This window comes from Sphingomonas sp. CV7422 (assembly GCF_027945725.1).
Taxonomy (GTDB): domain Bacteria; phylum Pseudomonadota; class Alphaproteobacteria; order Sphingomonadales; family Sphingomonadaceae; genus Sphingomonas; species Sphingomonas kyungheensis.
Window position 1 is genome coordinate 483,335 of the sequence record NZ_CP115900.1, and the last position, 22,836, is coordinate 506,170.

A 22,836-nucleotide genomic window follows, 5' to 3' on the forward strand; every position below is an offset into this window, starting at 1 on the left:
CATGAGCTTCCGCAACATCTCCGCCTGGGCGATCCGCAATCCGGTTCCGCCGATCGTGCTGTTCCTGGCACTGACGCTGGCGGGAATCGTCAGCTTCATGCGGATGGACGTCAACAACGATCCCGACATCGACTTCCCCGTCGTCATCGTCGTGATCAGCCAGCCCGGCGCGGCGCCGACCGAGCTCGAGAATCAGGTCACCAACCGCGTCGAATCGGCGGTGCGCTCGCTCCAGGGGATCGACGAGATCACCTCGACGGTCACCGAGGGCCAGTCGACCACCGTCGTCCAGCTCGCGATCGGCACGCCGATCGACCGCGCGGTCAACGACACGCGCGACAAGATCGCGCAGATCCGCAGCAACCTGCCCGAGGGCATCCTCGAACCGCAGATCTTCCGCGCCGACACCACCGACAACGATCTCGCCAGCTATTCGGCGATCGCCAGCGACATGACGGTCGAGCAATTGAGCTGGTACATCGACAATACGGTGACCAAGGAACTGCTGTCGGTGCCCGGCATGGCCGCGGTCAACCGCAACGGCGGCGTCAGCCGCGAGATCCGCGTCATCCTCGATCCGCTGCGCCTGCAGAGTCAGGGCCTCACCGCCAGCCAGGTCAATGCGCAGCTGCGCCAGATCAACCTCAACGCCGCGGGCGGCCGCGCCGAGATCGCCGGGTCCGAACAATCGGTGCGCGTGCTCGGCAACGCCAAGAACGCCAACGAGCTCGCGCAGACGCAGATCAACGTCGGCAACGGCCGCACCATCCGCCTCGGCGACATCGCCACGGTGCGCGATCTCTATGCCGAGCAGCGCAGCCGCGCCGCGGTCGACGGGCGCCAGGCGATCAGCTTCGACTTCCAGCGCGCCAAGGGCGCCTCCGACGTCACCGTGTTCAACGAGGCGGTGAAGAAGCTCACCGACCTCGAGAAGCGCAACCCCAACGTTCATTTCATCCTGCGCTCGAACAGCGTCAAATATACCGAAGCGCAATATGAGTCCGCGATCCATGCGATGATCGAGGGCGCGGTGCTCGCGGTGCTCGTCGTGCTCTTGTTCCTGCGCGACTGGCGCGCGACGCTGATCTCGGCGCTGGCGATCCCGCTGTCGGCGATCCCGACCTTCTGGTTCATGGAGCTGCTCGGCTTCAACCTCAACCAGATGACGCTGCTCGGCCTCAGCCTCGTCGCCGGCGTGCTGGTCGACGACGCGATCGTCGAGATCGAGAATATCGTGCGGCATATGCGGATGGGCAAATCCGCCTATCAGGCATCGATCGACGCGGCCGACGAGATCGGCCTCGCGGTGCTCGCCACCACCATGTCGATCGTCGCGGTGTTCATGCCGGTCAGCCTGATGCCGGGCATCTCGGGCCAGTATTTCCAGAACTTCGGTCTCACCGTCGTCGTCTCGGTGCTGATGAGCCTTGCCGTCGCTCGCCTCATCACGCCAATGATCGCCGCCTATTTCCTCAAGAGCTTCGGCCACGCCAGCCATGGCGAGGGCAGGCTGATGGATGGCTATATGGCGGTGCTGCGCTGGACGCTCGACAGCACGCGGCAGAAGGCGAGCGCGGCGCGCGGCGGCCTGCATCGCGTCACCAGCCGCTGGCGCGATCATCGCATGTGGGTGATGGGCTTCGGCCTGCTCGCCTTCATCGCAACGCTGGCGATGTTCGCGGTGGTGCCGATGCAATTCTCGCCCGCCGAGAACAGCGACAATTCGACCGCGACGATCGAGATGGTGCCGGGCGCGACGCTGGCGCAGACCGACGAGGTCGTCACCCGCGTCGGCGAGTTGCTGCGCCGCCAGCCCGAGGTCGCCTCGGTCTACACCCGCACCGGATCGAACGGCGCGGTCAACACCGGCCGCGTCACCGCGACGCTCAAGGAAGACCGCAAGGTCACCAGCACCGAATTCGAACGCAATCTTGCGCCCGAGCTCGCCAAGTTCGCCGATGCGCGCGTCGGCTTCCGCTCGCAGTTCGGCTGGGGCTCGTCGGGGCGCGACATGACGATCGTGCTCGGCGGCGACGATCCGGCGCTGCTCCAGAAGACCGCCAATACGCTGGTCGATCAGATGGCGAAGCTGCCGACGCTGACCCAGCCGCGCATCTCGGGCAATCTCCAGCGGCCCGAGATCGTCATCAAGCCGCGCTTCGACCTCGCCGCCAATCTCGGCGTGACGACGCAGGCGCTGTCGAGCGCGATCCGCATTGCGACGCTGGGCGACATCGACCAGAATTCGGCGCGCTTCTCGCTCTCCGACCGGCAGGTGCCGATTCGCGTCGCCCTCGATCAGGGCGCGCGGACCGAGCTGTCGACGATCCAGAACCTGCCCGTCTCGACCGCGAGCGGCGGCTCGGTGCCGCTGGCGCTGATCGCCGACATCAGCCTCGGCTCGGGACCGACGCAGATCGATCGCGTTAACCAACAGCGGCGCATCGCGGTCGGCGCCGATCTTGCCCCCGGCATCGTCTCCGGCGTCGCGCAGAAGCAGATCGACAATCTGCCGATCATGAAGAACCTGCCGCTCGGCGTGAACAAGCTGACGCTCGGCCAGGCGAAATGGCAGGCGGAGATGCTCAACAACTTCGTCGTCGCGGTGATCGCCGGCACCTTCCTCGTCTTCGCGGTGCTGGTGCTGCTCTATCGCCGGGCGCTGCCGCCGTTCGTCAACATGGCGTCGCTGCTGCTCGCGCCGCTGGGCGGGCTGATCGCGCTGTGGGCGACGGGCAATCCGCTGTCGCTGCCGGTGTTCATCGGCTTGCTGATGCTGCTCGGCATCGTCGCGAAGAATTCGATCCTGCTGATCGATTTCGCGCTCGAGGAGATGAACAAGGGCGTCGACACGCTGACCGCGATCATCGACGCCGGGCACAAGCGCGCGCAGCCGATCGTGATGACGACGGTGGCGATGGTCGCGGGCATGATCCCGACCGCGCTGTCGATCGGCAGCGACGGATCGTGGCGCGCGCCGATGGGCATCGTGGTGATCGGCGGCCTGATCCTGTCGACGATCCTGACGCTGGTGATCGTGCCGGCGGCGTTCAGCCTCGCGGTCGGGATCGAACGCTATGTCGGGCCGCGGCTCGGCCGGCGGCTACTCACCTATCGTCCCGGCGACGACGGCAGCACGGTGGTCGGCATCGCTGGCCCCAACCAGCCGAGCATCGCGCCGGTGCCGGGCCGGCTGGGGCATGACGACGGGGGCGCGCAGCCGGCGGAGTGATCCGCCGGCGACGGATCGGCCGGCGGACGTTCAGCCGACCGAGCGGATCACCGCGCCGCTCGCGTCGCGGATGTCGGTGCGCTCGATCTGCCAGACGACGCCGGGCAGCGCGTCGAGGCGATAGGCGCCGCTGACCGGACGCAGCGTGTCGCGTGACTGGTCGAGCCCGCCCCGATCGAGCGTCACGCACGGCGGCCGGGCCTGCGCGTTGATCCTCGATGCCTCGCCCGCGGCGAACCGGATCGCGTCGTCCGTATCGAGCAGCAGCAGGTCCCGCCCGAACGGCAGCCGCAGCGCGAGCAGCGCGAGCAGCGCGAGCAGGGTCTCGACCTGACCCGCGCCGATCCGGATCAGTGTCGTAGGAGCAGACGGATCGCCCTGCTGCGAGTAGGCGACCGTCGGCACGAACAGCATCCCCATCGACGACCCGTCGCGATCGCGCCCCGTCTCCACGGCGTCTCGTACGTCGGGCCGGTCGAGCAGCGAGGCGCGCGCGAAGTCGGTGATCCAGAGCGGCAGGTGCGGCAGCAGCGCCGCCAGCACTCCGCGCGTCTGCCAATTCTTGCCCGCCTCCATCTCATCGACGGTGAGGCCGACGATCTGGACGAAGGCGACGCTGCCGTTCGGCGGGGCGATCGGCGGCAGCTTCGGGTCGGCGACGAAGGCGAGCCCCCGCAACTGCGTGTCCGTGTCGAGCGCGATCGATCCGTTGGGGTCCATCCACTCGCCGTCGCGCAGGGCATTGCCTGAAGTGAAGACATAGCGCGCCAGATTCTGCATCAGGCTGATCGCCCATCCGGGCAGATTCTCGTCCGCTGGATCGCAGCGCAGACGGAAAGTCAGTTCGAAGCCGTGGCCGCTGATCGCCTCGTCGTCGCTTTCTTTCCAGTACAGTTCGGAGAGTCCGAAGCCGACGCAATGCCAATGCGGAATCGGCTCGGCACGCTTCCACGCGCTGATCCCGTCGAGCGGATTGCCGTCGAAGCCGAATGGCAGGCTCGACCCATAATGTCTGGGCTCCTGCTGCGGATAGAGGCGCGCGCACGCGGCCCGGATCGCATCCCAGCCGGCGGTGGCCGCATTGTCGCCTTCGGTCATGACGCGAGGCTAGGAGCGGCGCGAAAGGCTGTCGACGCCGCACCGGCAAGCCGTTGACCGGGCAGCGCCCTCGTGCCGCACCTGACGGAATCCGCGGTGCCGGTGCGACGCGACCCGGCGGTATGCGAGTGGCCGCCGCCATCGGCAGGGGGGTGATGCGCAAACCGAACGCGATCCCACTTGAACTTCCCCGCCGCTCGCGGATTGTTTCGCCCATGAACACCCGTCCCCGCAGCGCCACCGAGGCGGCTCCGCCCGCTCTCGTCGCGATGCGGCGGATCGCCGTCGGGCTGCTGGTGGCGATGGCGGCGCTGTTCCTCGTCAGCCGTCATCTCGCCCCCGCCTATCCCGGCTGGGGGTTCGTCCAGGCGTTCAGCGAGGCGGCGATGGTCGGCGGGCTGGCCGACTGGTTCGCGGTGACCGCGCTGTTCCGGCATCCGCTCGGGCTGCCGATCCCGCACACCGCGATCATCCCGCGCAACAAGGACCGGATCGGCGATACGCTCGCGCAATTCCTGCGCGCCAATTTCCTCCAGCCGGCGGTGGTCGGCCGGCGAATGCGGCGCGTCGACGTCGCCACCGCGATCGCGCGCTGGCTGACCGATCCGCCCGAGGGCGCCGGCGGGCGCTTCCGCCAGGGCGCATCGAAGCTGGTCGCGCAGGTGCTCGACGGGCTCGACCCGCAGCGGCTCGGCGGGATGGTCAAGGCGGGGATCGCCGCGCGGCTGCGCGCCACCGACGTATCGCCGATCCTCGGCCGGATGATGCAGGCGGCGATCGCCGAACAGCGGCACGCGCCGCTGCTCGACAGCGCGATCCGCTGGGGCGCGAAGGCGCTCGCCGCCAACGAACATCTGATCCGCGCGATGGTGCACGAACGCGCCGGATCGATCCTGCGCTGGACCGGGCTCGACGAGACGGTCGCGGACAAGTTGATCGCCGGGCTCGACAAGCTCGTCGCCGACATGGCCGAGGATCCGCAGCATCCGTTGCGGCTCAAGGCGGAGGAGGGGCTCGACCGGCTCGCCTGGGACCTGCAGTTCGATCCGGCGATGCGCGCGCGGGTCGAGGCGATGAAGGTCGAGCTGATCGCCAATCCGGCGATGCAGCGCTGGCTCGACGGCCTGTGGGAATCGGCGCGCGCCGCGCTGCTGCGGATCGCGCGCGATCCGGAAAGCGCGATGCAGGGGCAGCTCGGCGACATGCTGCGCCAGCTCGGCGAGACGCTGACCCACGATCCCCGGCTGGCGCGGACGATCAACCGCTTCGTCCGTCGCGCGGTGGTTGGCATCGCCGCGGATTATGGCGACGGCATCGTCCGGCTGGTGTCGGAGACGGTACGCGGCTGGGACGCGCGCACGATCACCAGCCGGCTGGAGAATGCGGTCGGCCGCGACCTGCAATATATCCGCATCAACGGCACCCTGGTGGGTGGTCTGGTCGGCCTGATCATCCATGCGGTCGACGTGCTGCTGTGAACCCAGCCTGTCCGGTCAACCCAACCGTCGCGTATGATAAACGCCTTGCCGAAGGTCGGAACTTGGCTCACAAGCGCAGGCGATGAGCGCCACAGCCGAATTCGAGCAGGACAGCGGCGGAACCCTTCGCTTTTCCGGTGACCTGCTGCTGCGCACGCTGGGCGATCTGCCCGACCGGCTCGACGCGGTGAGCGGCCCGGTGCGCAGCATCGACCTCAGCGGCATCGACCGGATCGACACCGTCGGCGCCTGGCTGGTCCACCGGCTGGCGACGCGGCATCAGGCGTCGATCGAGGGGCTCGACGCGGACGGCCGCTATCTTCTCGATTCGGTGGTCGCGGCGGATCGCCCGGTGGCGATGCCGGTGCGGCCGAGCAATGCGTTCAGCAAGCTGCTCGGCGAGATCGGCGATGCGGTGGTGATCACCTTCCGCACGCTCTACGGCCTGCTCGGTTTCCTCGGGGCGACGACGATCGCCTTCGTCAACGTCGTCCGCCATCCCAGCCGCTTCCGTTTCAACGCGACCGTCCACCGGTTCGAGGTGGTCGGCGTGCAGGCGCTGGCGATCGTCGGGCTGATGAGCTTCCTGATCGGCATCGTCATCGCGCAGCAGGGCGCGGTGCAGCTCAGGCAGTTCGGCGCGGAGGTGTTCACGATCAATCTCGTCGGTCGGCTGACCCTGCGCGAGCTCGGCGTGCTGATGACCGCGATCATGGTCGCCGGCCGCTCGGGTTCGGCCTTTGCCGCGCAGCTCGGCACGATGAAGCTGACCGAAGAGATCGACGCGATGCGGACGATCGGCGTGTCGCCGATGGAGGCGCTGGTGCTGCCGCGGACGATCGCCGCGGTGCTGCTGATGCCGCTGCTCGGCTTCTATTCGTCGCTGATCGCGATCGTCGGCGGCGGGCTGCTCGCCTGGGTGTCGCTCGACATTCCGCCGGTGACCTTCATCCAGCGGATCCGCGAGGTGGTGCCGATCACCGACCTCTATATCGGCCTGATCAAGGCGCCGGTGTTCGGCGCGATCATCGCCATCGCCGGCTGCTTCCAGGGCATGCTCGTCGAATCGGACGCCGAGCAGGTCGGCCAGCGGACGACGTCGGCGGTGGTGCAGGCGATCTTCCTCGTCATCGTGCTCGACGCCTTTTTCGCGGTGTTCTTCACCTGGGTGGGGTGGAACTGATGGCCAACACCCCGGCATCGGCCCGCCCGCGCGACTCGGGACGCGACGAATCGATCATTCAGGTCCGCGGGCTGAAGAATGCCTTCGGCGAATCGGTGATCCACGACGGGCTCGACCTCGACGTACGGCGCGGCGAGATCCTCGGCGTGGTCGGCGGGTCGGGCACCGGCAAATCGGTGCTGATGCGATCGATCATCGGCCTGCAGACCCCGGTGGCGGGCGAGATCACCGTGTTCGGCGAACCGACGATCGGCCGCGAGGAGACCGAGGCGACCGCGATCCGCAAGCGCTGGGGCGTGCTGTTCCAGGGCGGCGCCTTGTTCTCGACGCTGACCGTCTCCGAGAACGTCCAGGTGCCCCTGCGCGAATTCTACGGCGGGCTCGACCCGGCGCTGATGGCGGAGATCGCCGCCTATAAGGTGGTGATGACCGGCCTGTCCCCCGATGCCGGCCCCAAATATCCGTCCGAACTGTCGGGCGGCATGAAGAAGCGCGCCGGCCTTGCCCGCGCGCTGGCGCTCGATCCCGAGCTGCTGTTCCTCGACGAGCCGACCGCCGGGCTCGATCCGATCGGCGCGGCGGCGTTCGACCAGCTCACCAAGTCGTTGCAGAAGACGCTCGGCCTCACCGTCTTCCTCATCACCCACGATCTCGACACGCTCTATGCGATCTGTGACCGGGTCGCGGTGCTCGCCGACAAGAAGGTGATCGCGGTCGGCACGATCGACGAACTGCTCGCGCTCGATCACCCGTGGATCGAGGAATATTTCAAGGGTCCGCGCGGTCGCGCCGCGATCGCGACGCAGGAGGCGCAGGACGCCAGCCAGCATCCGACCGAGGTCAAGACGCAGCAGATCGCGGCAAGTCCGGCCGCGGCCACCACCACCGAACCGGCCGACCCGGCCCGACCCCCTGTAGGGACCGACTGATGGAAACCCGTTCCAACCATGTGATCGTCGGCGCGGTGGTGCTGATCCTGCTCGCCGCGCTGGCGGTCTTCACCGTCTGGATCGCCCGCCTGGGCAGCGCCTCCGAGCGCGAATACGACATCTTCTTCAAACAGTCAGTCGACGGCCTCGCCAAGGGGTCGACGGTGACCTATTCGGGCGTGCCGACCGGACAGGTCAAGGCGATCGCGCTGTGGAAGCCCGATCCGCAGTTCGTCCGCGTACGGGTGACGGTGAAGGACGAGACGCCGATCCTCCAAGGCACCACCGCGACGATCCAGGGCAGCTTCACCGGCACCAGCACCGTCGCGCTCGACGGCGCGCGCAAGGGCGCGGTGCCGATCGCCTGTCCCGATCATCCCGATGCGACGCAATGCCCCTATGGCGTGCCGGTAATCCCGACCAAGCAGGGCGGCATCGGCGCGATCCTCAATTCGGCACCGCAGCTGCTCGAGCGGCTGTCGACGCTGACCGAGCGGCTGACCGGGCTGCTCACCGATCGCAACCAGGCGTCGATCGCCGGCATCCTCGACAACACCAACCGGCTGTCGGGCGCGCTCGCCGACCGCGGGCCGGAGATCGCGGCGACGCTGGCGCAGACGCGCATCGCGATCCAGCAGGCGGGCGATGCCTCGCAGCAGATCGGCAAGCTCGCCGAGACGACCAACGGCCTGATCGCGCAGGACGTCAAGCCGACGATGCAGAACCTCAACAAGGCGATCGCCTCGGCGCAGCAGAGCGCCGAGACGCTCAATGCGGCGATCCAGGACGCACGGCCGGGCCTGCAGACCTTCTCCAAGCAGACGATCCCGGAGGCGAACCGGCTGGTGCGCGATCTGCGCGTCACCGCGACGGCGCTGTCGTCGATCGCCGACAAGGTCGATCAGGGCGGCGCCAGCTCGCTGATCGGTCAGCAGAAGCTCCCCGATTACAAGGGCAAGTGAGATCATGAAGACCAGGCTCCTCATCCTCGCCGCGACGCTGCCGCTCGCCGGCTGCATCAGCTTCGGCGCCAAGCCGCCGCCCTCGCTGCTGACGATCGAGGCGACGTCGGCGCCGGCGGTGGGCGCGGACCAGAATTCCGCCAAGGCGCGCTCGATCACCATCCAGGTGCCGACGACGCCGACCGCGATCGCCGGCGCCCGCGTGCCGGTCCAGGCGACGCCGACCAGCATCGCCTATGTCAAGGACGCGCAATGGGCCGAGCCGCCGGCGCGACTGTTCGCCCGCCTGCTGTCCGACACGGTGTCGGCGCGCAGCAACATGGTGGTGCTGTCGACGGTCCAGTCGATCAGCGATCCGAGTGCGACGCTCGCCGGCGAGCTGCGCCGCTTCGGGCTCGATGCGACGACGCGCGAAGCGGTGGTGACCTATGACGCGGCGCTGACCCGCGCCGGGCAGGAGACGGTCGAGAAGCGCCGGTTCGAGGCGCGCGTCCCGGTGCAGACGATCGACGCCGCCAATGCGGGGACGGCGATCAGCCAGGCGGCCAATCAGGTCGCGGTCGAGGTGGCGGCCTGGGTCGCCGGCTGAGCGGCGGTTCGACAAGCGTAACTAGCTGGGGTGCAATCAAAATTGGCCGTCCGGATGGCGCGGCCTTACGCTAGGCGTCGCTGCTATGCCTGATCTTGCCATCCTGTACGAACATCCGCAGTGGTTCGCGCCGCTGTTCGCCGCGCTCGACGCGCGTGGCATCGATTATACCGCAATCCATGCCGACGGCTTCGCCTTCGATCCCGCCGCCGCCGCGCCGCCGGCGCCGCTGGTGTTCAACCGCATCGCCATGTCGAGCTTCCTGCGCGCGCCGGAGCATCCGATCTTCCACGCCGCCGCGGCGCTGGCGCAATGGCAGGCGCGGGGGGCGCGCGTGCTCAACGGCAGCGACGCGCTGGCGATCGATTCGTCCAAGGCGCGGCAATTGTCGCTGATCGCCGGCCTCGGCCTCGCGATCCCGGCGACGCGCGTCGTCCATCGCGCCGCCGACCTGCCCGCGGCGGCGGCGGCGCTGCGCTTCCCGATCGTCGTCAAGGCGAACATCGGCGGGTCCGGGGCGGGGATCGTCCGCTATGACGATGCCGCCGCGCTCGCCGCCGCGGTCGCCGACGGCAGCGTGCCCGACAGTATCGACCGCGTGCTGCTCGCGCAGGAATATGCCCCGGCGCGCGGCGACCGGATCATCCGGATCGAGACGCTCGGCGGCCGCTTCCTCTATGCGATCGAGGTCGACGGCGGCGGCAGCTTCGATCTCTGTCCGGCGGATGCCTGCGCGTTGCCCGGCAAGCCGACGATCACGATGACGCGCGTCGATCCCGACCCGAGCCTGATCGCGGCGGCGGAGGCGATCGTTGCGGCGGCGGGGATCGACGTCGGCGGGGTCGAGGTGCTGATCGACGATCGCGACGGCGTCGCGCGCTTCTACGACATCAACGCCTTGTCCAATTTCGTCGCCCGACCGTTGGAGGTGCTCGGCTGGGACCCGCATGTGCGGCTGGTCGACTGGCTGACGGCGATGCTGGCGGAGACGAGGCGATGAGATATGGCTATTGGATGCCGGTGTTCGGCGGCTGGCTGCGCAACGTGCCCGACGAGGGAATGGCGGCGGACTGGGACTATGCCAAGCGGCTGACCCAGGCGTCCGAACGCTGGGGCTATGACCTCACGCTGATCGCCGAGCTCAACCTCAACGACATCAAGGGCGTCGACCAGCCCGCGCTCGACGCCTGGTCGACCGCCGCCGCGCTCGCCGCGGTGACCGAGCGGATCGAGCTGATGGTCGCGGTGCGGCCCAATTTCCACCATCCCGCGCTGTTCGCCAAGGCGGCGGCGAATATCGACCGGATCTCGGGCGGGCGGCTGGCGCTCAACGTCGTGTCGAGCTGGTGGGCGGACGAGGCGCGGCAATATGGCCTGCAGTTCGACCAGCATGACGATCGCTATGCGCGCACCCGCGAATGGTTGCAGGTGGTCGAAGGGCTGTGGACCGAGGAGCGGTTCAGCTTCGCGGGCGACTTCTACCGGACCGAGGAGGCGATCTGCGCGCCCAAGCCGGCCCGGCGGCCGACCGTCTATGCCGGCGGCGAGAGCGAGAAGGCCAAGGCGATGATCGCCTCGCAATGCGACGCCTATGTCATGCACGGCGACCCGGTCGCGGCGATCGCGCCCAAGATCGCCGACATGCGCGCGCGGCGTGCCGCGGCGGGCGGGGCGCCGATGCAGTTCGGCATGGCCGCCTATGCGATCGTCCGTGACAGCGAGGCGGAGGCGCAGCGCGAGCTCGAACGGATCACCACCGTCACCGATCTGCCGGCCGGTTACGCCAATTTCGACCAGTGGCTGTCGGGCACGCAGCTCGAGCGCGAGCTGAAGTTGCAGGAATATGCCGTCTCCAACCGCGGCCTGCGCCCCAATCTGGTCGGCACCCCCGAACAGCTGAAGGAGCGGATCGCCGAATATGAGGCGGCCGGGCTCGACCTGCTGCTGCTCCAGATGAGCCCGCAGGCGGAGGAGATGGAGCGGTTCGCGGTGCAGGTGATGGGGACGGCGTAGGATCGACCGACCGGCTCGCGCGGGCAAGCGCCGCGCGTCGGGCCGATGCCGCCCCGCCGGTGGGGCGGTCGTCCCATCCGGATGCCGAATCTCCTGATGCGCGGAGAGCTGGCATCGGCGTGTTCGGGTGGATGCGCATTGATGGACGTGCAGAACCGCAACGACCGGATCGCGGCGGCCGGCCGAACGCCGCGCGGCCGTGTGACATGACCGGCAACATTTCTCCCATCATCGTAATAAATGATACGCGGCCTGACCCGCCGGCAAGGTCCTGATAAGAACAGTTGCGGGATCAGCACGCCGTTGCAGCGTAATAGACCCGATCGATGTCAGTCGGTTGATCCCGATCTGCTTCGCCCGCATGCCTGACGTTCGGTACCATTATCCCCGATAAGGGTGGGCCGCCATCTCAGGACTGGTGTGGAGTAAAGATATGCAAAGGGTTCACCGTCGACGATTGCTGGCCACGACGCTGCTGCTGGGCTGCGCGACGCCGGCATGGTGCCAGAGCGACGCCACCGCCGTCGCTGCCACCGCCGACGCGCAGACCGCGCCCGAGGCGGCGCCGCAGGACGAGATCGTCGTCACCGGTTCGCGGCTCGGCGGAGCCGCGCTCGACCAATCCTCGCCGATCGCGGTGGTCAGCGCGCGCGAGATCGCGCTGTCCGGCCAGGTCAACGTCGAGAACATCCTGAAGGACCTGCCGCAGCTGGTGCCGAGCATCACCTCGGCCTCGAACAATCCGGGCGGCGGCGTCGCCACCACCGATCTGCGCGGCCTCGGCGCGTCGCGGACGCTCGTGCTGGTCAACGGCCGCCGCTACGTGTCGTATGATTCGAGCCAGATCGTCGATCTGAACACCATCCCCGCCGGGCTGATCGAGCGCGTCGACATCGTCACCGGCGGCCGGTCGGCGATCTACGGGTCGGATGCGATCGCGGGCGTCGTCAATTTCGTCATGAAGAAAGACTTCACCGGCGTGCAGGCCAACGCCAATTACCGCATCAACGAGGCGGGCGACGGCGGCACGTTCAATTCCAACCTGCTGCTCGGCGGCAATTTCGCCGACGGGCGCGGCAATGCGACGCTCTATTTCGATTATACCAAGCGCGACGGGATATTGCAGGGGCAGCGCGCCTATTCGCGGCAGGCGCTGGTCGACGACGGCGACGGCAATCTGATCGCCGGCGGATCGGGATCGATCGAGGGCACGCGCTTCGCGATCGGCGGCGTCAACCGCAAGTTCAACGCCGACGGCAGCTACAGCGCCTACAGCGCGGCGAGCGACGCCTATAATTACGCGCCCTACAATTATCTGCAGGTGCCGCAGAAGCGGTTCCTGATGAGCGCGCAGACGCATTACGAGGTCAGCCCGGCGCTCAACGTCTATGCCGAAGGGCAATTGATCAACAACCGCGTCAAGAACCAGCTCGCGCCGACGCCGTTCACCGGATCGGTCGCGCTCGACGCCGATTCGTCGTTCCTGTCGGCGTCGTCGCGCGCGCTGCTCACCGGGCTCGACACCGATGGCGACGGCTATGTCACCTCGACGATCTACCGCCGGCTGACCGAGGTCGGCAACCGCATCTCGAGCGTCGACAATACCGCCTATCGCGCGGTGCTCGGCGCCAACGGCGATATCGGTCACGGCTGGGCCTATGACGCTTATTACAGCTATGCCCGCACCCGCTCCGACGAGACGCAGACCGGCAACGTCTCGCGCAGCCGCGTGCTCCAGGCGCTGCGCACCACCTATGATTCGAGCGGCAATCTCGTCTGTTCGGACAGCAGCAACGGCTGCGTGCCGCTCAACATCTTCGGCGCGGGCAACATCAGTTCCGCGGCGGCGGCGTTCATCACCATCCCGGTGCAGAACAGCAGCACGATCACCGAACAGGTGGCGAGCGCGTCGATCTCCAACAAGAATCTGTTCGACCTCGGCGCGGGGCCGGTCGGCATCGTGTTCGGCACCGAATATCGCAAGGAATACGGCGTCTACAGCCCCGATTTCTCGCTGTCGTCGGGCGACGTCGTCGGCTTCAACGCCGGTGAGGGGCTGAGCGGCGGCTATGACGTCAAGGAGCTGTATACCGAGGTCGCGGTGCCGCTGCTCGCCGACAAGCCGTTGATCCACAAGCTCGAGATCAACGGCGCCTATCGCTATTCCTATTATTCGACCGCAGCCAAGTCGGTGAACACCTATTCGGCGGGCGCGGTGTGGGCGCCGATCGCGGATCTCTCCTTCCGCGGCCAATATGCGCGGGCGGTGCGCGCGCCGACCGTCGCCAACCTCTACAGCGGCTCGGCGCAGGACTTCCCGACCGCGACGGATCCGTGCACGCTCGCGGTGGCGGTGACCAACGCCAATCTGCGCGCGAGCTGTCTCGCCACCGGCGTGCCGGCGGCGCTGCTCGGCACCGCCTATGACGGCGGCAGCACGCAGATCCAGACGGTGACCGGCGGCAATGCCGCGCTGCGCGAGGAGACGTCCGACACCTATACCGCCGGCATCGTCCTCCAGCCGACCTTCCTGCGCGGCTTCTCGTTCACCGCCGATTATTACAAGATCAAGATCGCCAACTATATCGCCTCGGCGGGTACGGCCAATCTGATCCGCGCCTGTTATGGCGACGCCACCAACGGCTATACCGCCTATAATGCGAGCTATTGCGCCTCGCTGCCGCGTGACGCGAACAGCTATGCGATCACCGATGCGGTCAACACGCTGTCGAACACCGGCGGCGTCAAGACGCGCGGCGTCGATTTCGAGGCGCGCTACGGCCTGCCCCTCGGGTTCGGTGCGTTCGGCAGCAGCACCAGCCGGCTCGACTTCCGATTCAGCGGCACGCGGCTGATCGCCTTCGACTATAACCCGCTCGCCGCGATCCCTGACCTGACGCTCAACTGCGCAGGCAAGTTCGGCATCAGTTGCGGCAACCCCTATGCCAAATGGCGGCTGTCGGGGCGCACCACCTATGCGACCGGCCCGATCACCGTATCGGTCCTCTATCGCCATCTGTCCGCGGTGCGCGACGACGACGATACGACGACCTATACGGTCGAGCGGATCAAGCCCTATGACTATTTCGACCTGACGGCGGCGTTCGACGTCAAGCCGGGCTTCACCTTCTCGGTCGGCGTCAACAACATGTTCAACCGCAAGCCGCCGATCCTCGGCGACAATCAGGAGCAGGCGAACACCTATCCGTCGACCTATGATCCTTATGGTCGTGCCTTCTTCATGAGCACCAGCGTCAAGCTATAGGCCCGCCCGCGACCCCGCCGCGCCGACGGGTGGCGGGGTCGCAAGCCAAATGCGTCACAAAAGCGTCATAAAGCGCCAATGTCGCGTAACATTCCACGGAGTGACCGCAACATAGCGGACATTCCGTGGTCAATGCCGCGGGTTAGAGGCTCCGCCCGGGCGGCGTGCTGGACACCGCCAACTCGGGAAACAACTGTGAAACAGGTTCATCTGACCCGCGGCCTTCTCGGCTGCTCTCTCTCCCTGCTTGCCGCGCCGGCTCTGGCGCAGACCACGGGCACGCAGGACTTCGACGATATCGTCGTCACCGGCAAGGCGGCCGACGCCAATGTCGGCGGCGTGACGCTGCCCGCGACCGCCAAGGCGAAGGTCGGCCTCGACAGCAGCTTCATCCAGCATGAGACGCCGGGCCAGACGATCAACGACACGCTCAACATGCTGCCGGGCGTCAGCTTCCAGAACAACGATCCCTATGGATCGGCGGGCGGGACGATCAGCATCCGCGGCTTCGACGGCAGCCGCGTGTCGCAGATGTGGGACGGCTTTCCGCTCAACGATACCGGCAATTACGCCATATACTCCAACCAGCAGCTCGACCCCGAGCTGATCGGCCAGGCGACCGTCAGCCTCGGCTCGACCGATGTCGACAGTCCGAGCGCCTCGGCGACCGGATCGACGATCAACTATCAGACGCGCAATCCGAGCGAGGACTTCCACGTCCGCGTCGCCGGATCGGTCGGCGACTATGACTTCATGCGGATCTTCGGCGTGGTCGACACCGGCGTCATCACCCCGTTCGGCACCCGCCTGCTGCTGTCGGGCAGCAAGTCGACCAACGATGTCGTCTTCACCGACAAGGGCAAGATCGACAAGACGCAGTTCAACGCCAAAGTGTATCAGCCGATCGGCAGCAACGGCGACTTCATCTCGATCGCCGGGCACTACAACCGCAACATCAACAACTTCTTCGGTTCGGTGCCGCTCAGCACCGTGGGCGGCAGCGTCGGCACCGGATCGGGCAACCGCTTTCCGCTGACCCGCGCCGAGCGATTCTACGACGTCGCCGATTGCGTCAGCAGCGCCGGCGTGGCGTGCGGCTTCGGTGCCTATGACTATCGCTACAATCCGTCGAAGACCGCCAACGTCCGCGTCAATTCGCGCTTCACGCTCGCCGACCGGCTCGTGCTGACGGTTGATGCGGCCTATGCCTATACGCTCGCCAACGGCGGCGGCACCGCGACCGCGAACGAGGGCTTTGCGACGATCGGCGGCCAGCGCGTCGCGGGCTATGTCGGCAGCACGCCCTATTTCGGCGGGGTCGACCTCAACGGCGACGGCGACACCAACGACACTGTGCTGGTCAGCGCGCCGAGCACCACCCATACCGACCGCTATCTGCTCAATCTCGGTCTGCGCTACGATTTCAATCCGTTCCAGACGGTGCGGATCGGCTACAGCCTCGATTACGGGCGGCACCGCCAGACCGGCGAGCTGACCACGATCAACGGCTACGGCCTCGCCAGCACGCCCTTCCCGAGCGAAGCGCCGCTGCTCGATTCGACCGGCACCGCCTTGCAGAAGCGCGACCGCCTGTCGAAGGCGATCCTCAACCAGGCGTTCGGCGAATATCGCGGCCGCTTCCTCGACAGCCGGCTGACGCTCACCGCCGGCGTGCGCGCGCCCTTCTTCACGCGCGACCTGACCAATTATTGTTTCACGACCAGCGCGAGCGGAGCGCTGATCTGCTCGGGCCGGAATGCCGCGACCGACGCGATCATCGCCGCGGCCTATCCCACTTATCAGGGGCCGCAGAATCGCGTCTTCCACTACAGCCGGGTGCTGCCGAGCGCCGGGCTGGTCTATCAACTGACCGCGCCGCTCGCCTTCTTTGCGAACTATTCGAAGGGGATGCAGGTGCCGGGCACCGACAATCTCTACAACAGCTTCTATTATGCGCAGGGCACCAGCGGCGCCGAGGGCGCGAAGCCCGAGACGACCGACAATCTCGACGCGGGGCTGCGCTATCAGGCGGGGCGCGTCCAGGCGCAGCTGTCCGGCTGGTACACGGTGTTCCACGACCGGCTGGCGTCGTCCTACGATCTCGAGACCAACACGACGATCTACCGCAACCTCGGCACGGTGCACAAATATGGCGTCGACGGCAGCGTCAGCTACCGGCCGGTGCGCGCGCTGACGCTCTATGCGTTCGGCTCCTATCTCAAGTCGAAGATCCTCAACGACGTGCAGGCGAGCGCGACGACCACCTATCTGACCGCGGGCAAGCGCGAGGCGGGGGCGCCGACCTATACGTTCGGCGGCCGCGTCGAGGGCCATGCCGGGCCGGTGCGGCTCGGCATCGAGGCGAAGCGGACCGGCGAACGCTATGTCAACGACCAGAACCTGCCGGTCGTGATCGGCGGGGTACAGGTCTATGGCGCGAAGGCGCCGGCCTATACGCTGGTCAACCTCGATGCGCGCTTCTCGCTCGAGCCGCTCGGGCTCAACGACCAGACCTATCTGCAGCTCAACGTCAGCAACCTGTTCGACACCTTGTACGTCGGCGGGTTCAGCGGCACGACCTCGACCGCGTCGCTGACCTATGCGCAGATCGGCGCGCCGCGCGCGGTGTCGGCGACGCTCACCATGGGCTTCTGATGGCGGGCGGGCGGCGCGCTCTCGCGGCGGGCCGCCCGCGTCCGGTCAGGGCCGGGGCGTGAAGCGGATCGCGACCGCGGGGGCGAGCGGCGATCCGGCGAGCAGCGCCATCGCGGCATGCGGCCCGGTGATGCCGCGCGGCAGCGGCGGCAGCGCCTCGCCATGTCCGAGCCGGTAGGAGGGCGATCCCGCCGCGGCGATCCACGCCGCGCCGAGGCTCGGGCGATAGCTTACTGGCATGTGACGGTTCCGTTCGTGACGAGGGGGTTGATGCCGTGCTGGCCCATGAAGTCGAACAGGCCGGCGAGCAGCCCCTGCGCGGCGGGCACCGACAGCGCGAGCCGGCCGACGACGACGCGTTCCATCGCCGGCTGCGCCTTGGTGTGATCGCAGCGCGCGCTTTCGACGGTGATGCAGACGATGCCGTTGATCACCGACAGGCCGGAGATGCCGGTCGCGAAAATCTCGGGGGTGAAGGGATTGTCGATCAGCGGCACGCTGTCGGGCGGTGGCGTCGGGTGGGGATGCATGTTCATCGCAAGGGTCCTGGACGAGGGGGGCGGGCAATCATGCCGCTGAAGACTGTTGTATGTGGGCAACATGTCCCCGGAATTTCGCGGGCATGTCCGCGACCACATCCGAATCCTGTTGCAATTTTCCTAATTCGCCAGCGCCGTCTCGCCCGGGCGGCGATAATGGACGATCGGTACGAACAGATAGCCGCCGTTGCGCACCGTGCGGATCAGCTCGTCGCGGGCATGCAGCGCGAGCTTGCGACGCAGGCGGCTGAGGTTGACGTCGATCGAGCGATCATGCGGATTGCCCCATTCGCGGCCATAGGCGCGCACCAGCTCCTCACGGCTGTGCACCGTCTGCGGCGCGGTGACGAAGGTGGCGAGCATGCCGAATTCACCGTTGGTCAGCGGCACCGGCTCGCCGGCGGGCGACACCAGCCGGCGCGACCGCACGTCGAACGCCCAGCCGGCGAAGCAGGCGACCTCGACCGGCGGCAGCGCGGTCGATGCGATCGGGCGGACGCCGTCGCGCGACAGCCGGTTGCGACGCCGCAGCACCGCGCGCACCCGCGCCAGCATCTCGCGCGGGCTGATCGGCCGCGCGACGCAATCGTCGGCGCCCATTTCGAGCGCGACGATCCGGTCGACCTCGGTGGCGAGCCTGGTCATCACGATGATCGCCGGGCTGCGCTGTCCGTCGGTGAGCGAGCGCATCACCGACAGTCCGCCGTCGCCGCAGGCCGCCATGTCGAGGATGACGACGTCGCAGCGGTGCAGCCGGTGATGATCGAGCAGGGCATGCGTGCTCGCCACCGCCGTCGCGCCGATGCCGTTGTCGAGCAGCATCTCCGCCAGCGCGGCGGTCACGCCGGCGTCCTGGTCGACGATCACCACCGCCGGCGCGTCGGGCGGCACCGCGCCGGGCGGCGGGGTGGCGGCGCGGCCGAGCGGGGGCGTGTCATTCGTCATGGTTCATGTCCTGATCAGCGATGGCCCGGCCGGAGCCGTTACGTTGCGATGATCTGGCAAGCTGGCTTGTCAGCGAAATGTCAGGATGTTGCAGTGCCGCATCATCGCATCGGGGACGTGCCGATTCGTGACGCGCGACGGGTCGTTCCGCCTAGAACGACCCGCCGACGTTGAACGTCACCAGCTTGGTGTCGTCCCCCGGTGACTTGACCAGCGCCTTGGCGAGATCGATGCGCAATGGCCCGAACGGCGAGGTCCAGTTGACGCCGACGCCGAGCGACACGCGCGGCCGCGCGGTATTGCCGCTATAGGTCTCGCGATAGCTGCCGAGCGTATAGGTATAGGCGGTGCCGGTGTTGGTCGTCGTCGTCGCGCCGCTGCTGTCGATATAGAGCAACTCGCCGGCGCTGTTGGTATATTGCCGCGTGCCCGCGACGCAGGCGGTCGCGGCGGCATTGGCGACCGCGCAGGTATCGACCAGCGTCGGCTTGGTCCCGCCGAACACAGCGCCGACATCGAGATAGATCGACGGCCGCAGGCCGAGCTCGCGCGCGCCGGCGCCGAGCGGCAGTTCGAGTTCGAACCGCGTCTGGTAATAAGCGGTGCCGCCGAGCGCGGTGCGTGTCGTCGTGCTGCTGTCGGTGACCGTCGCCGGCACCGTCGACGTATCGTAATAGGTGCGCGTCACGCTCGGCCCGACGCCGCGGATGTCGAAGCCACGCATCTGCGGATCGCCGAGGTAGAAACGGTCGGTCAGCCGCACGTCCTGCCCCAGCCCCTTGATATAGCCGCCCTCGGCATGGGCGGTGAAGACGAAGTTCGATCCCAGGTCGATATATTGGGAGGCGTTGGCGGTGGTGCGGATATAGCGCGTGTCGCCGCCCAGGCCGGCGAAATCCTGGCTGAAGGTGACGCGGCGGCCGCGGGTCGGGCGCAGCCGGCTGTTGGTGCTGTCGAAGAGCAAGGAATAACCGACCGACGAGGTCCAGCGGCTGCCGACCGCATCGCACAGATAGGTGCCGGCGATCGCCGTATCGCACACCCCGTTGGTATAATACGTGTCGGCGTCGAGCGTGACCTGATCGTAGGACAGGCCGTAGCGCGCCGACAGCGACCAATATTCGTTGAGCGGCATGCCGGCGCGGATCTGGAAGCCGGTGGTCACCTGTTCATAGGCGGAGCTGCTCGAACTGGTCGACGTGCTGTACGAGCTGTAGTCGCGGCGGAAGATGTCGCCGCCGAGCGCGATGTTGGTGTCGAACAGATAGGGTTCGGTGAAGCCGGCATTGACCGACTTGGCATAGGAGGAGACGCTCGCGCTCAGCCGCAATTCCTGGCCCTTGCCGCGGAAATTGCGCTGCGTGACGCTCGCCTGGGCGATGAAGCTTTCCAGGCTGGAATAGCCGACCGACAATTGCAGCTCGCCGCTGCTCTTCTCCTCGACGTTGGTCTGGAGGACGACGCGATCGGCGGCGGAGCCGGGGACCTGTTTGATCTCCATCTTGTCCTGGAAGAAGCCGAGGCTGTTGATGCGATCCTGCGAGCGCTTGACCTGGAAGCTGTTGAACGCGTCGCCTTCGGCGAGGCGGATCTCGCGGCGGATCACCTTGTCCTGCGTCTGCGTGTTGCCGTCGATGTCGATCCGCTCGATGTAGGTGCGCTGCGCCTGTGCGATGTGGAAGTTCATCCCCATCGTCAGCGTGTCGGGATCGCGCTGAAAATCGGGCGACACGTCGGTGAAGGCATAGCCGAACAGCCCGGCCGCCTCGCTCAGCTGGTCGACCGAATTTTCAACGAGCTTGGCATTGTACCAGTCGCCCTTCTTGATCGGCAGCGACGCGGCGAGTTTCGTGCTGTCGAAGTCGCGAATCTCGCTGTCGACGGTGACGTCGCCGAACGTGTAGCGCTTTCCTTCCTCGACCACGTAGGTGATGATGAAGTCGCGTTTGTCGGGGGTGAGTTCCGCCACCGCGCTGGTGACGCGGAAATCGGCATAGCCTTCGGTCAGGTAGAATTGGCGCAGCTTCTGCTGGTCGTAGTTGAGCCGGTCCTGATCGTAGCTGGTGTTCGACGACAGCAAGCGGAACCAGCGCGATTCCTTGGTCACCATGGCGCTGCGCAATTTGGCGTCGCTGAACACCGTATTGCCGATGATGTTGATCTGGCGGACCTTGGACTTGGGTCCCTCGGTGATCTCGAACACCACGTCGACGCGATTCTGGTCGAGGCTGACCATCTTCGGGCTGATCACCGCGGCGAAGCGGCCCTGGCGGCGGTAGAGTTCGATGATCCGCGACACATCCTGGCGGACCGCGGTGCGGGTGAAGATCTGCCGCGGGGCGAGCTTGATCTCCTTGGTGATCTTGTCGCTCTTGAGCGCCTTGTTGCCCTCGAGGATGACCCGGTTGATGATCGGGTTCTCGCGTACGCGCAGCACGATGTCGCCGGTTTCGACGCCTGCGATCGAGAAGTCGACGAACAGGTCGGAGGCCTGCAGGTCCTTGAGCGCCTGGTCGAGCGTCTCGGCAGTGTACGGAATGCCGACGCGCAGCTTGGTATAGGAGAGCACCGTCTCGGGCTCGATGCGCTGCGCCCCTTCGACGCGCAACGTCTTGATCAGCCGTACCGGCGCGGGCGCGACGGTCTGTGCGGCGGCGATCGCCGGGGTCATCAGCGCGCTCGCGCAGATCAGCGCGGCAAGGGTCGAATGTCGGATCGGCGGCATACACGGCTTTCGTAAGGAGCCGGAGCCTTTGACGGCCTGCCATGTCGCCAGAATGTCCCGTGAGGTCCGGGCGTTGCAGGATCGGACCGGGATATGTCCGATGCATCCGCGCTGAAGTGTTGCAGGAGGGAGCGCTGTACTTTGTAACAGCGGCGCTACATGGCCGCATCCTGTGCCGTCTTAATCGGGCAGCAGCGCTGCTCCCGTCGGCAGCATATCGTTTTCGCCGCGGGCTCGCTATGGGAGGGAGATGCCGATCGACGCTGTGCAGATCCTCGATGCCGCCGGACGGCGCCTGCCTCCGGTGTGCCGGGTGCAGTCGTGATCCGCAGCCCCTTCGCCCTCGCCGGCGCGGCGCTGCTGGCCGCCTGTTCGCCGCTCGGGCTGTTCGATACTCTGGTGCCGAAGGACGGCGGCACGCGGCGGGTCGCGGCGGGCGTCGCTTATGGGGCGGCGGCCCGGCAGCGGCTCGATGTCTATGCGCCGCGGATCCGCGACGGCGCGCGCCGACCGGTCGTCGTCTTCTTCTACGGCGGCAGCTGGAACAGCGGCACGCGCAGCGGCTATGCCTTCGTCGGCAAGGCGCTGGCGGCGCAGGGGTTCGTCGTCGTCATCCCCGATTACCGGCTGGTGCCGCAGGTCCGCTATCCCGCCTTCGTCGAAGATGGCGCGGCGGCAGTGCGGTGGAGCGTCGCGCATGCCGCGGCCTATGGCGGCGATCCTGCGCGGATCGTCGTCATGGGACATTCGGCGGGCGCCTATATCGCGGCGATGCTCGCGGTCGACGCGCGCTGGCTGGGGGCGGAGCGCGGCGCGATCAAGGGGCTGGTCGGGCTCGCCGGACCCTATGATTTCGCGCCGTTCGACGCCGAGGCGAGCCGTGCCGCGTTCGGCGACTGGCCGCGCCCGGCCGAGACACAGCCGGTGACTTGGGCCGGGGCGGGCGATCCGCCCGCGCTGCTGCTCGTCGGCGACGACGATACGGTCGTGCGGCCGCGCAACAGCGAGGCGCTCGCCGCCAGGCTGCGCGCCGGCGGCGTGCCGGTCATGCTGCAGCGGTATGCCGGCATCGGCCATGTCGGCCTGCTGCTTGCCATCGCGCGGCCGCTGCGCGGACGCGCCGCGGTGCTGCGCGATGCCGCGGCGTTCATCCGGGCACGGTGAGCGACGCGGTCTTAACGCCATATTGGGTTTATCTAGGTTAGCACCTGCTCGCATATGGC

At 67.4% G+C, this 22,836-nt stretch carries 16 protein-coding genes; 11 read left to right on the forward strand and 5 right to left on the reverse strand.

The window, feature by feature from the left end:
* Position 1: 1 nt before the first annotated feature.
* A complete protein-coding gene (locus PBN85_RS02390) occupies positions 2–3,232 on the forward strand; it encodes an efflux RND transporter permease subunit (protein ID WP_037531843.1) in 3,231 nt (1,076 codons plus the stop codon).
* A gap of 30 nt (positions 3,233–3,262) precedes the next feature.
* On the opposite strand, the gene PBN85_RS02395 is transcribed toward PBN85_RS02390, so the two are convergent.
* Positions 3,263–4,330 (reverse strand): suppressor of fused domain protein, encoded by a 1,068-nt coding sequence (locus PBN85_RS02395; protein ID WP_271300036.1) that lies wholly within the window; start codon positions 4,328–4,330, stop codon positions 3,263–3,265.
* Between the two features lie 269 nt (positions 4,331–4,599).
* On the opposite strand from PBN85_RS02395, the gene PBN85_RS02400 reads away from it, so the two are divergent.
* The 9 genes from PBN85_RS02400 (at position 4,600) to PBN85_RS02440 (ending at position 17,404) form a co-directional block, all read left to right on the forward strand.
* Entirely contained in the window at positions 4,600–5,808 is a 1,209-nt protein-coding gene (locus tag PBN85_RS02400) for a DUF445 domain-containing protein (RefSeq protein ID WP_271300824.1), read from the forward strand.
* Between the two features lie 82 nt (positions 5,809–5,890).
* Complete coding sequence (locus PBN85_RS02405) at positions 5,891–6,991, forward strand: ABC transporter permease (RefSeq protein WP_037531844.1); 1,101 nt, start codon at positions 5,891–5,893, stop codon at positions 6,989–6,991.
* On the forward strand, positions 6,991–7,920 hold the full coding sequence (locus PBN85_RS02410) for an ABC transporter ATP-binding protein (protein WP_037531846.1): 930 nt from the start codon (positions 6,991–6,993) through the stop codon (positions 7,918–7,920). Before PBN85_RS02405 ends, PBN85_RS02410 begins: the two co-directional genes overlap by 1 nt.
* Positions 7,920–8,882 (forward strand): MlaD family protein, encoded by a 963-nt coding sequence (locus PBN85_RS02415; RefSeq protein ID WP_037531848.1) that lies wholly within the window; start codon positions 7,920–7,922, stop codon positions 8,880–8,882. Before PBN85_RS02410 ends, PBN85_RS02415 begins: the two co-directional genes overlap by 1 nt.
* A 4-nt stretch (positions 8,883–8,886) precedes the next feature.
* On the forward strand, positions 8,887–9,471 hold the full coding sequence (locus PBN85_RS02420; protein ID WP_037531850.1) for an ABC-type transport auxiliary lipoprotein family protein: 585 nt from the start codon (positions 8,887–8,889) through the stop codon (positions 9,469–9,471).
* 85 nt (positions 9,472–9,556) lie between these two features.
* Entirely contained in the window at positions 9,557–10,471 is a 915-nt protein-coding gene (locus tag PBN85_RS02425) for an ATP-grasp domain-containing protein (protein WP_271300037.1), read from the forward strand.
* On the forward strand, positions 10,468–11,484 hold the full coding sequence (locus PBN85_RS02430) for an LLM class flavin-dependent oxidoreductase (protein WP_271300038.1): 1,017 nt from the start codon (positions 10,468–10,470) through the stop codon (positions 11,482–11,484). Before PBN85_RS02425 ends, PBN85_RS02430 begins: the two co-directional genes overlap by 4 nt.
* Positions 11,485–11,941: 457 nt before the next feature.
* A complete protein-coding gene (locus PBN85_RS02435; protein WP_271300039.1) occupies positions 11,942–14,749 on the forward strand; it encodes a TonB-dependent receptor in 2,808 nt (935 codons plus the stop codon).
* Between the two features lie 195 nt (positions 14,750–14,944).
* Positions 14,945–17,404, forward strand: a complete 2,460-nt coding sequence (locus PBN85_RS02440) for a TonB-dependent receptor (protein WP_271300040.1) — start codon at positions 14,945–14,947, stop codon at positions 17,402–17,404.
* Between the two features lie 45 nt (positions 17,405–17,449).
* Here PBN85_RS02440 and PBN85_RS02445 read toward each other — a convergent pair whose 3' ends face one another.
* The 4 genes from PBN85_RS02445 to bamA form a co-directional block, all read right to left on the reverse strand.
* Positions 17,450–17,644 carry a hypothetical protein gene (locus PBN85_RS02445; RefSeq protein WP_037531856.1) on the reverse strand — a complete coding sequence of 65 codons (195 nt, stop codon included), beginning with the start codon at positions 17,642–17,644 and terminating at the stop codon, positions 17,450–17,452.
* On the reverse strand, positions 17,635–17,940 hold the full coding sequence (locus PBN85_RS02450) for a hypothetical protein (protein WP_037531857.1): 306 nt from the start codon (positions 17,938–17,940) through the stop codon (positions 17,635–17,637). The genes PBN85_RS02445 and PBN85_RS02450 overlap by 10 nt, the downstream gene beginning before the upstream one ends.
* 123 nt (positions 17,941–18,063) lie before the next feature.
* Positions 18,064–18,888, reverse strand: a complete 825-nt coding sequence (locus PBN85_RS02455) for a response regulator (RefSeq protein ID WP_081793023.1) — start codon at positions 18,886–18,888, stop codon at positions 18,064–18,066.
* Between the two features lie 151 nt (positions 18,889–19,039).
* Entirely contained in the window at positions 19,040–21,559 is a 2,520-nt protein-coding gene (gene bamA / locus PBN85_RS02460; protein WP_271300825.1) for an outer membrane protein assembly factor BamA, read from the reverse strand.
* A gap of 375 nt (positions 21,560–21,934) precedes the next feature.
* Between bamA and PBN85_RS02465 the strand changes: the two genes are divergently transcribed.
* A complete protein-coding gene (locus PBN85_RS02465; protein ID WP_271300041.1) occupies positions 21,935–22,777 on the forward strand; it encodes an alpha/beta hydrolase in 843 nt (280 codons plus the stop codon).
* Positions 22,778–22,836: the final 59 nt, after the last annotated feature.

Excerpts from the sequence above, each read along its gene's own strand:
- PBN85_RS02390 (WP_037531843.1), top strand. The coding sequence starts at position 2 with ATGAGCTTCCGCAACATCTCCGCCTGGGCGATCCGCAATCCGGTTCCG.
- PBN85_RS02395 (WP_271300036.1), bottom strand. The coding sequence starts at position 4,330 with ATGACCGAAGGCGACAATGCGGCCACCGCCGGCTGGGATGCGATCCGG.
- PBN85_RS02400 (WP_271300824.1), top strand. The coding sequence starts at position 4,600 with ATGCGGCGGATCGCCGTCGGGCTGCTGGTGGCGATGGCGGCGCTGTTC.
- PBN85_RS02405 (WP_037531844.1), top strand. The coding sequence starts at position 5,891 with ATGAGCGCCACAGCCGAATTCGAGCAGGACAGCGGCGGAACCCTTCGC.
- PBN85_RS02410 (WP_037531846.1), top strand. The coding sequence starts at position 6,991 with ATGGCCAACACCCCGGCATCGGCCCGCCCGCGCGACTCGGGACGCGAC.
- PBN85_RS02415 (WP_037531848.1), top strand. The coding sequence starts at position 7,920 with ATGGAAACCCGTTCCAACCATGTGATCGTCGGCGCGGTGGTGCTGATC.
- PBN85_RS02420 (WP_037531850.1), top strand. The coding sequence starts at position 8,887 with ATGAAGACCAGGCTCCTCATCCTCGCCGCGACGCTGCCGCTCGCCGGC.
- PBN85_RS02425 (WP_271300037.1), top strand. The coding sequence starts at position 9,557 with ATGCCTGATCTTGCCATCCTGTACGAACATCCGCAGTGGTTCGCGCCG.
- PBN85_RS02430 (WP_271300038.1), top strand. The coding sequence starts at position 10,468 with ATGAGATATGGCTATTGGATGCCGGTGTTCGGCGGCTGGCTGCGCAAC.
- PBN85_RS02445 (WP_037531856.1), bottom strand. The coding sequence starts at position 17,644 with ATGCCAGTAAGCTATCGCCCGAGCCTCGGCGCGGCGTGGATCGCCGCG.
- PBN85_RS02450 (WP_037531857.1), bottom strand. The coding sequence starts at position 17,940 with ATGAACATGCATCCCCACCCGACGCCACCGCCCGACAGCGTGCCGCTG.
- PBN85_RS02455 (WP_081793023.1), bottom strand. The coding sequence starts at position 18,888 with ATGACGAATGACACGCCCCCGCTCGGCCGCGCCGCCACCCCGCCGCCC.
- bamA (WP_271300825.1), bottom strand. The coding sequence starts at position 21,559 with ATGACCCCGGCGATCGCCGCCGCACAGACCGTCGCGCCCGCGCCGGTA.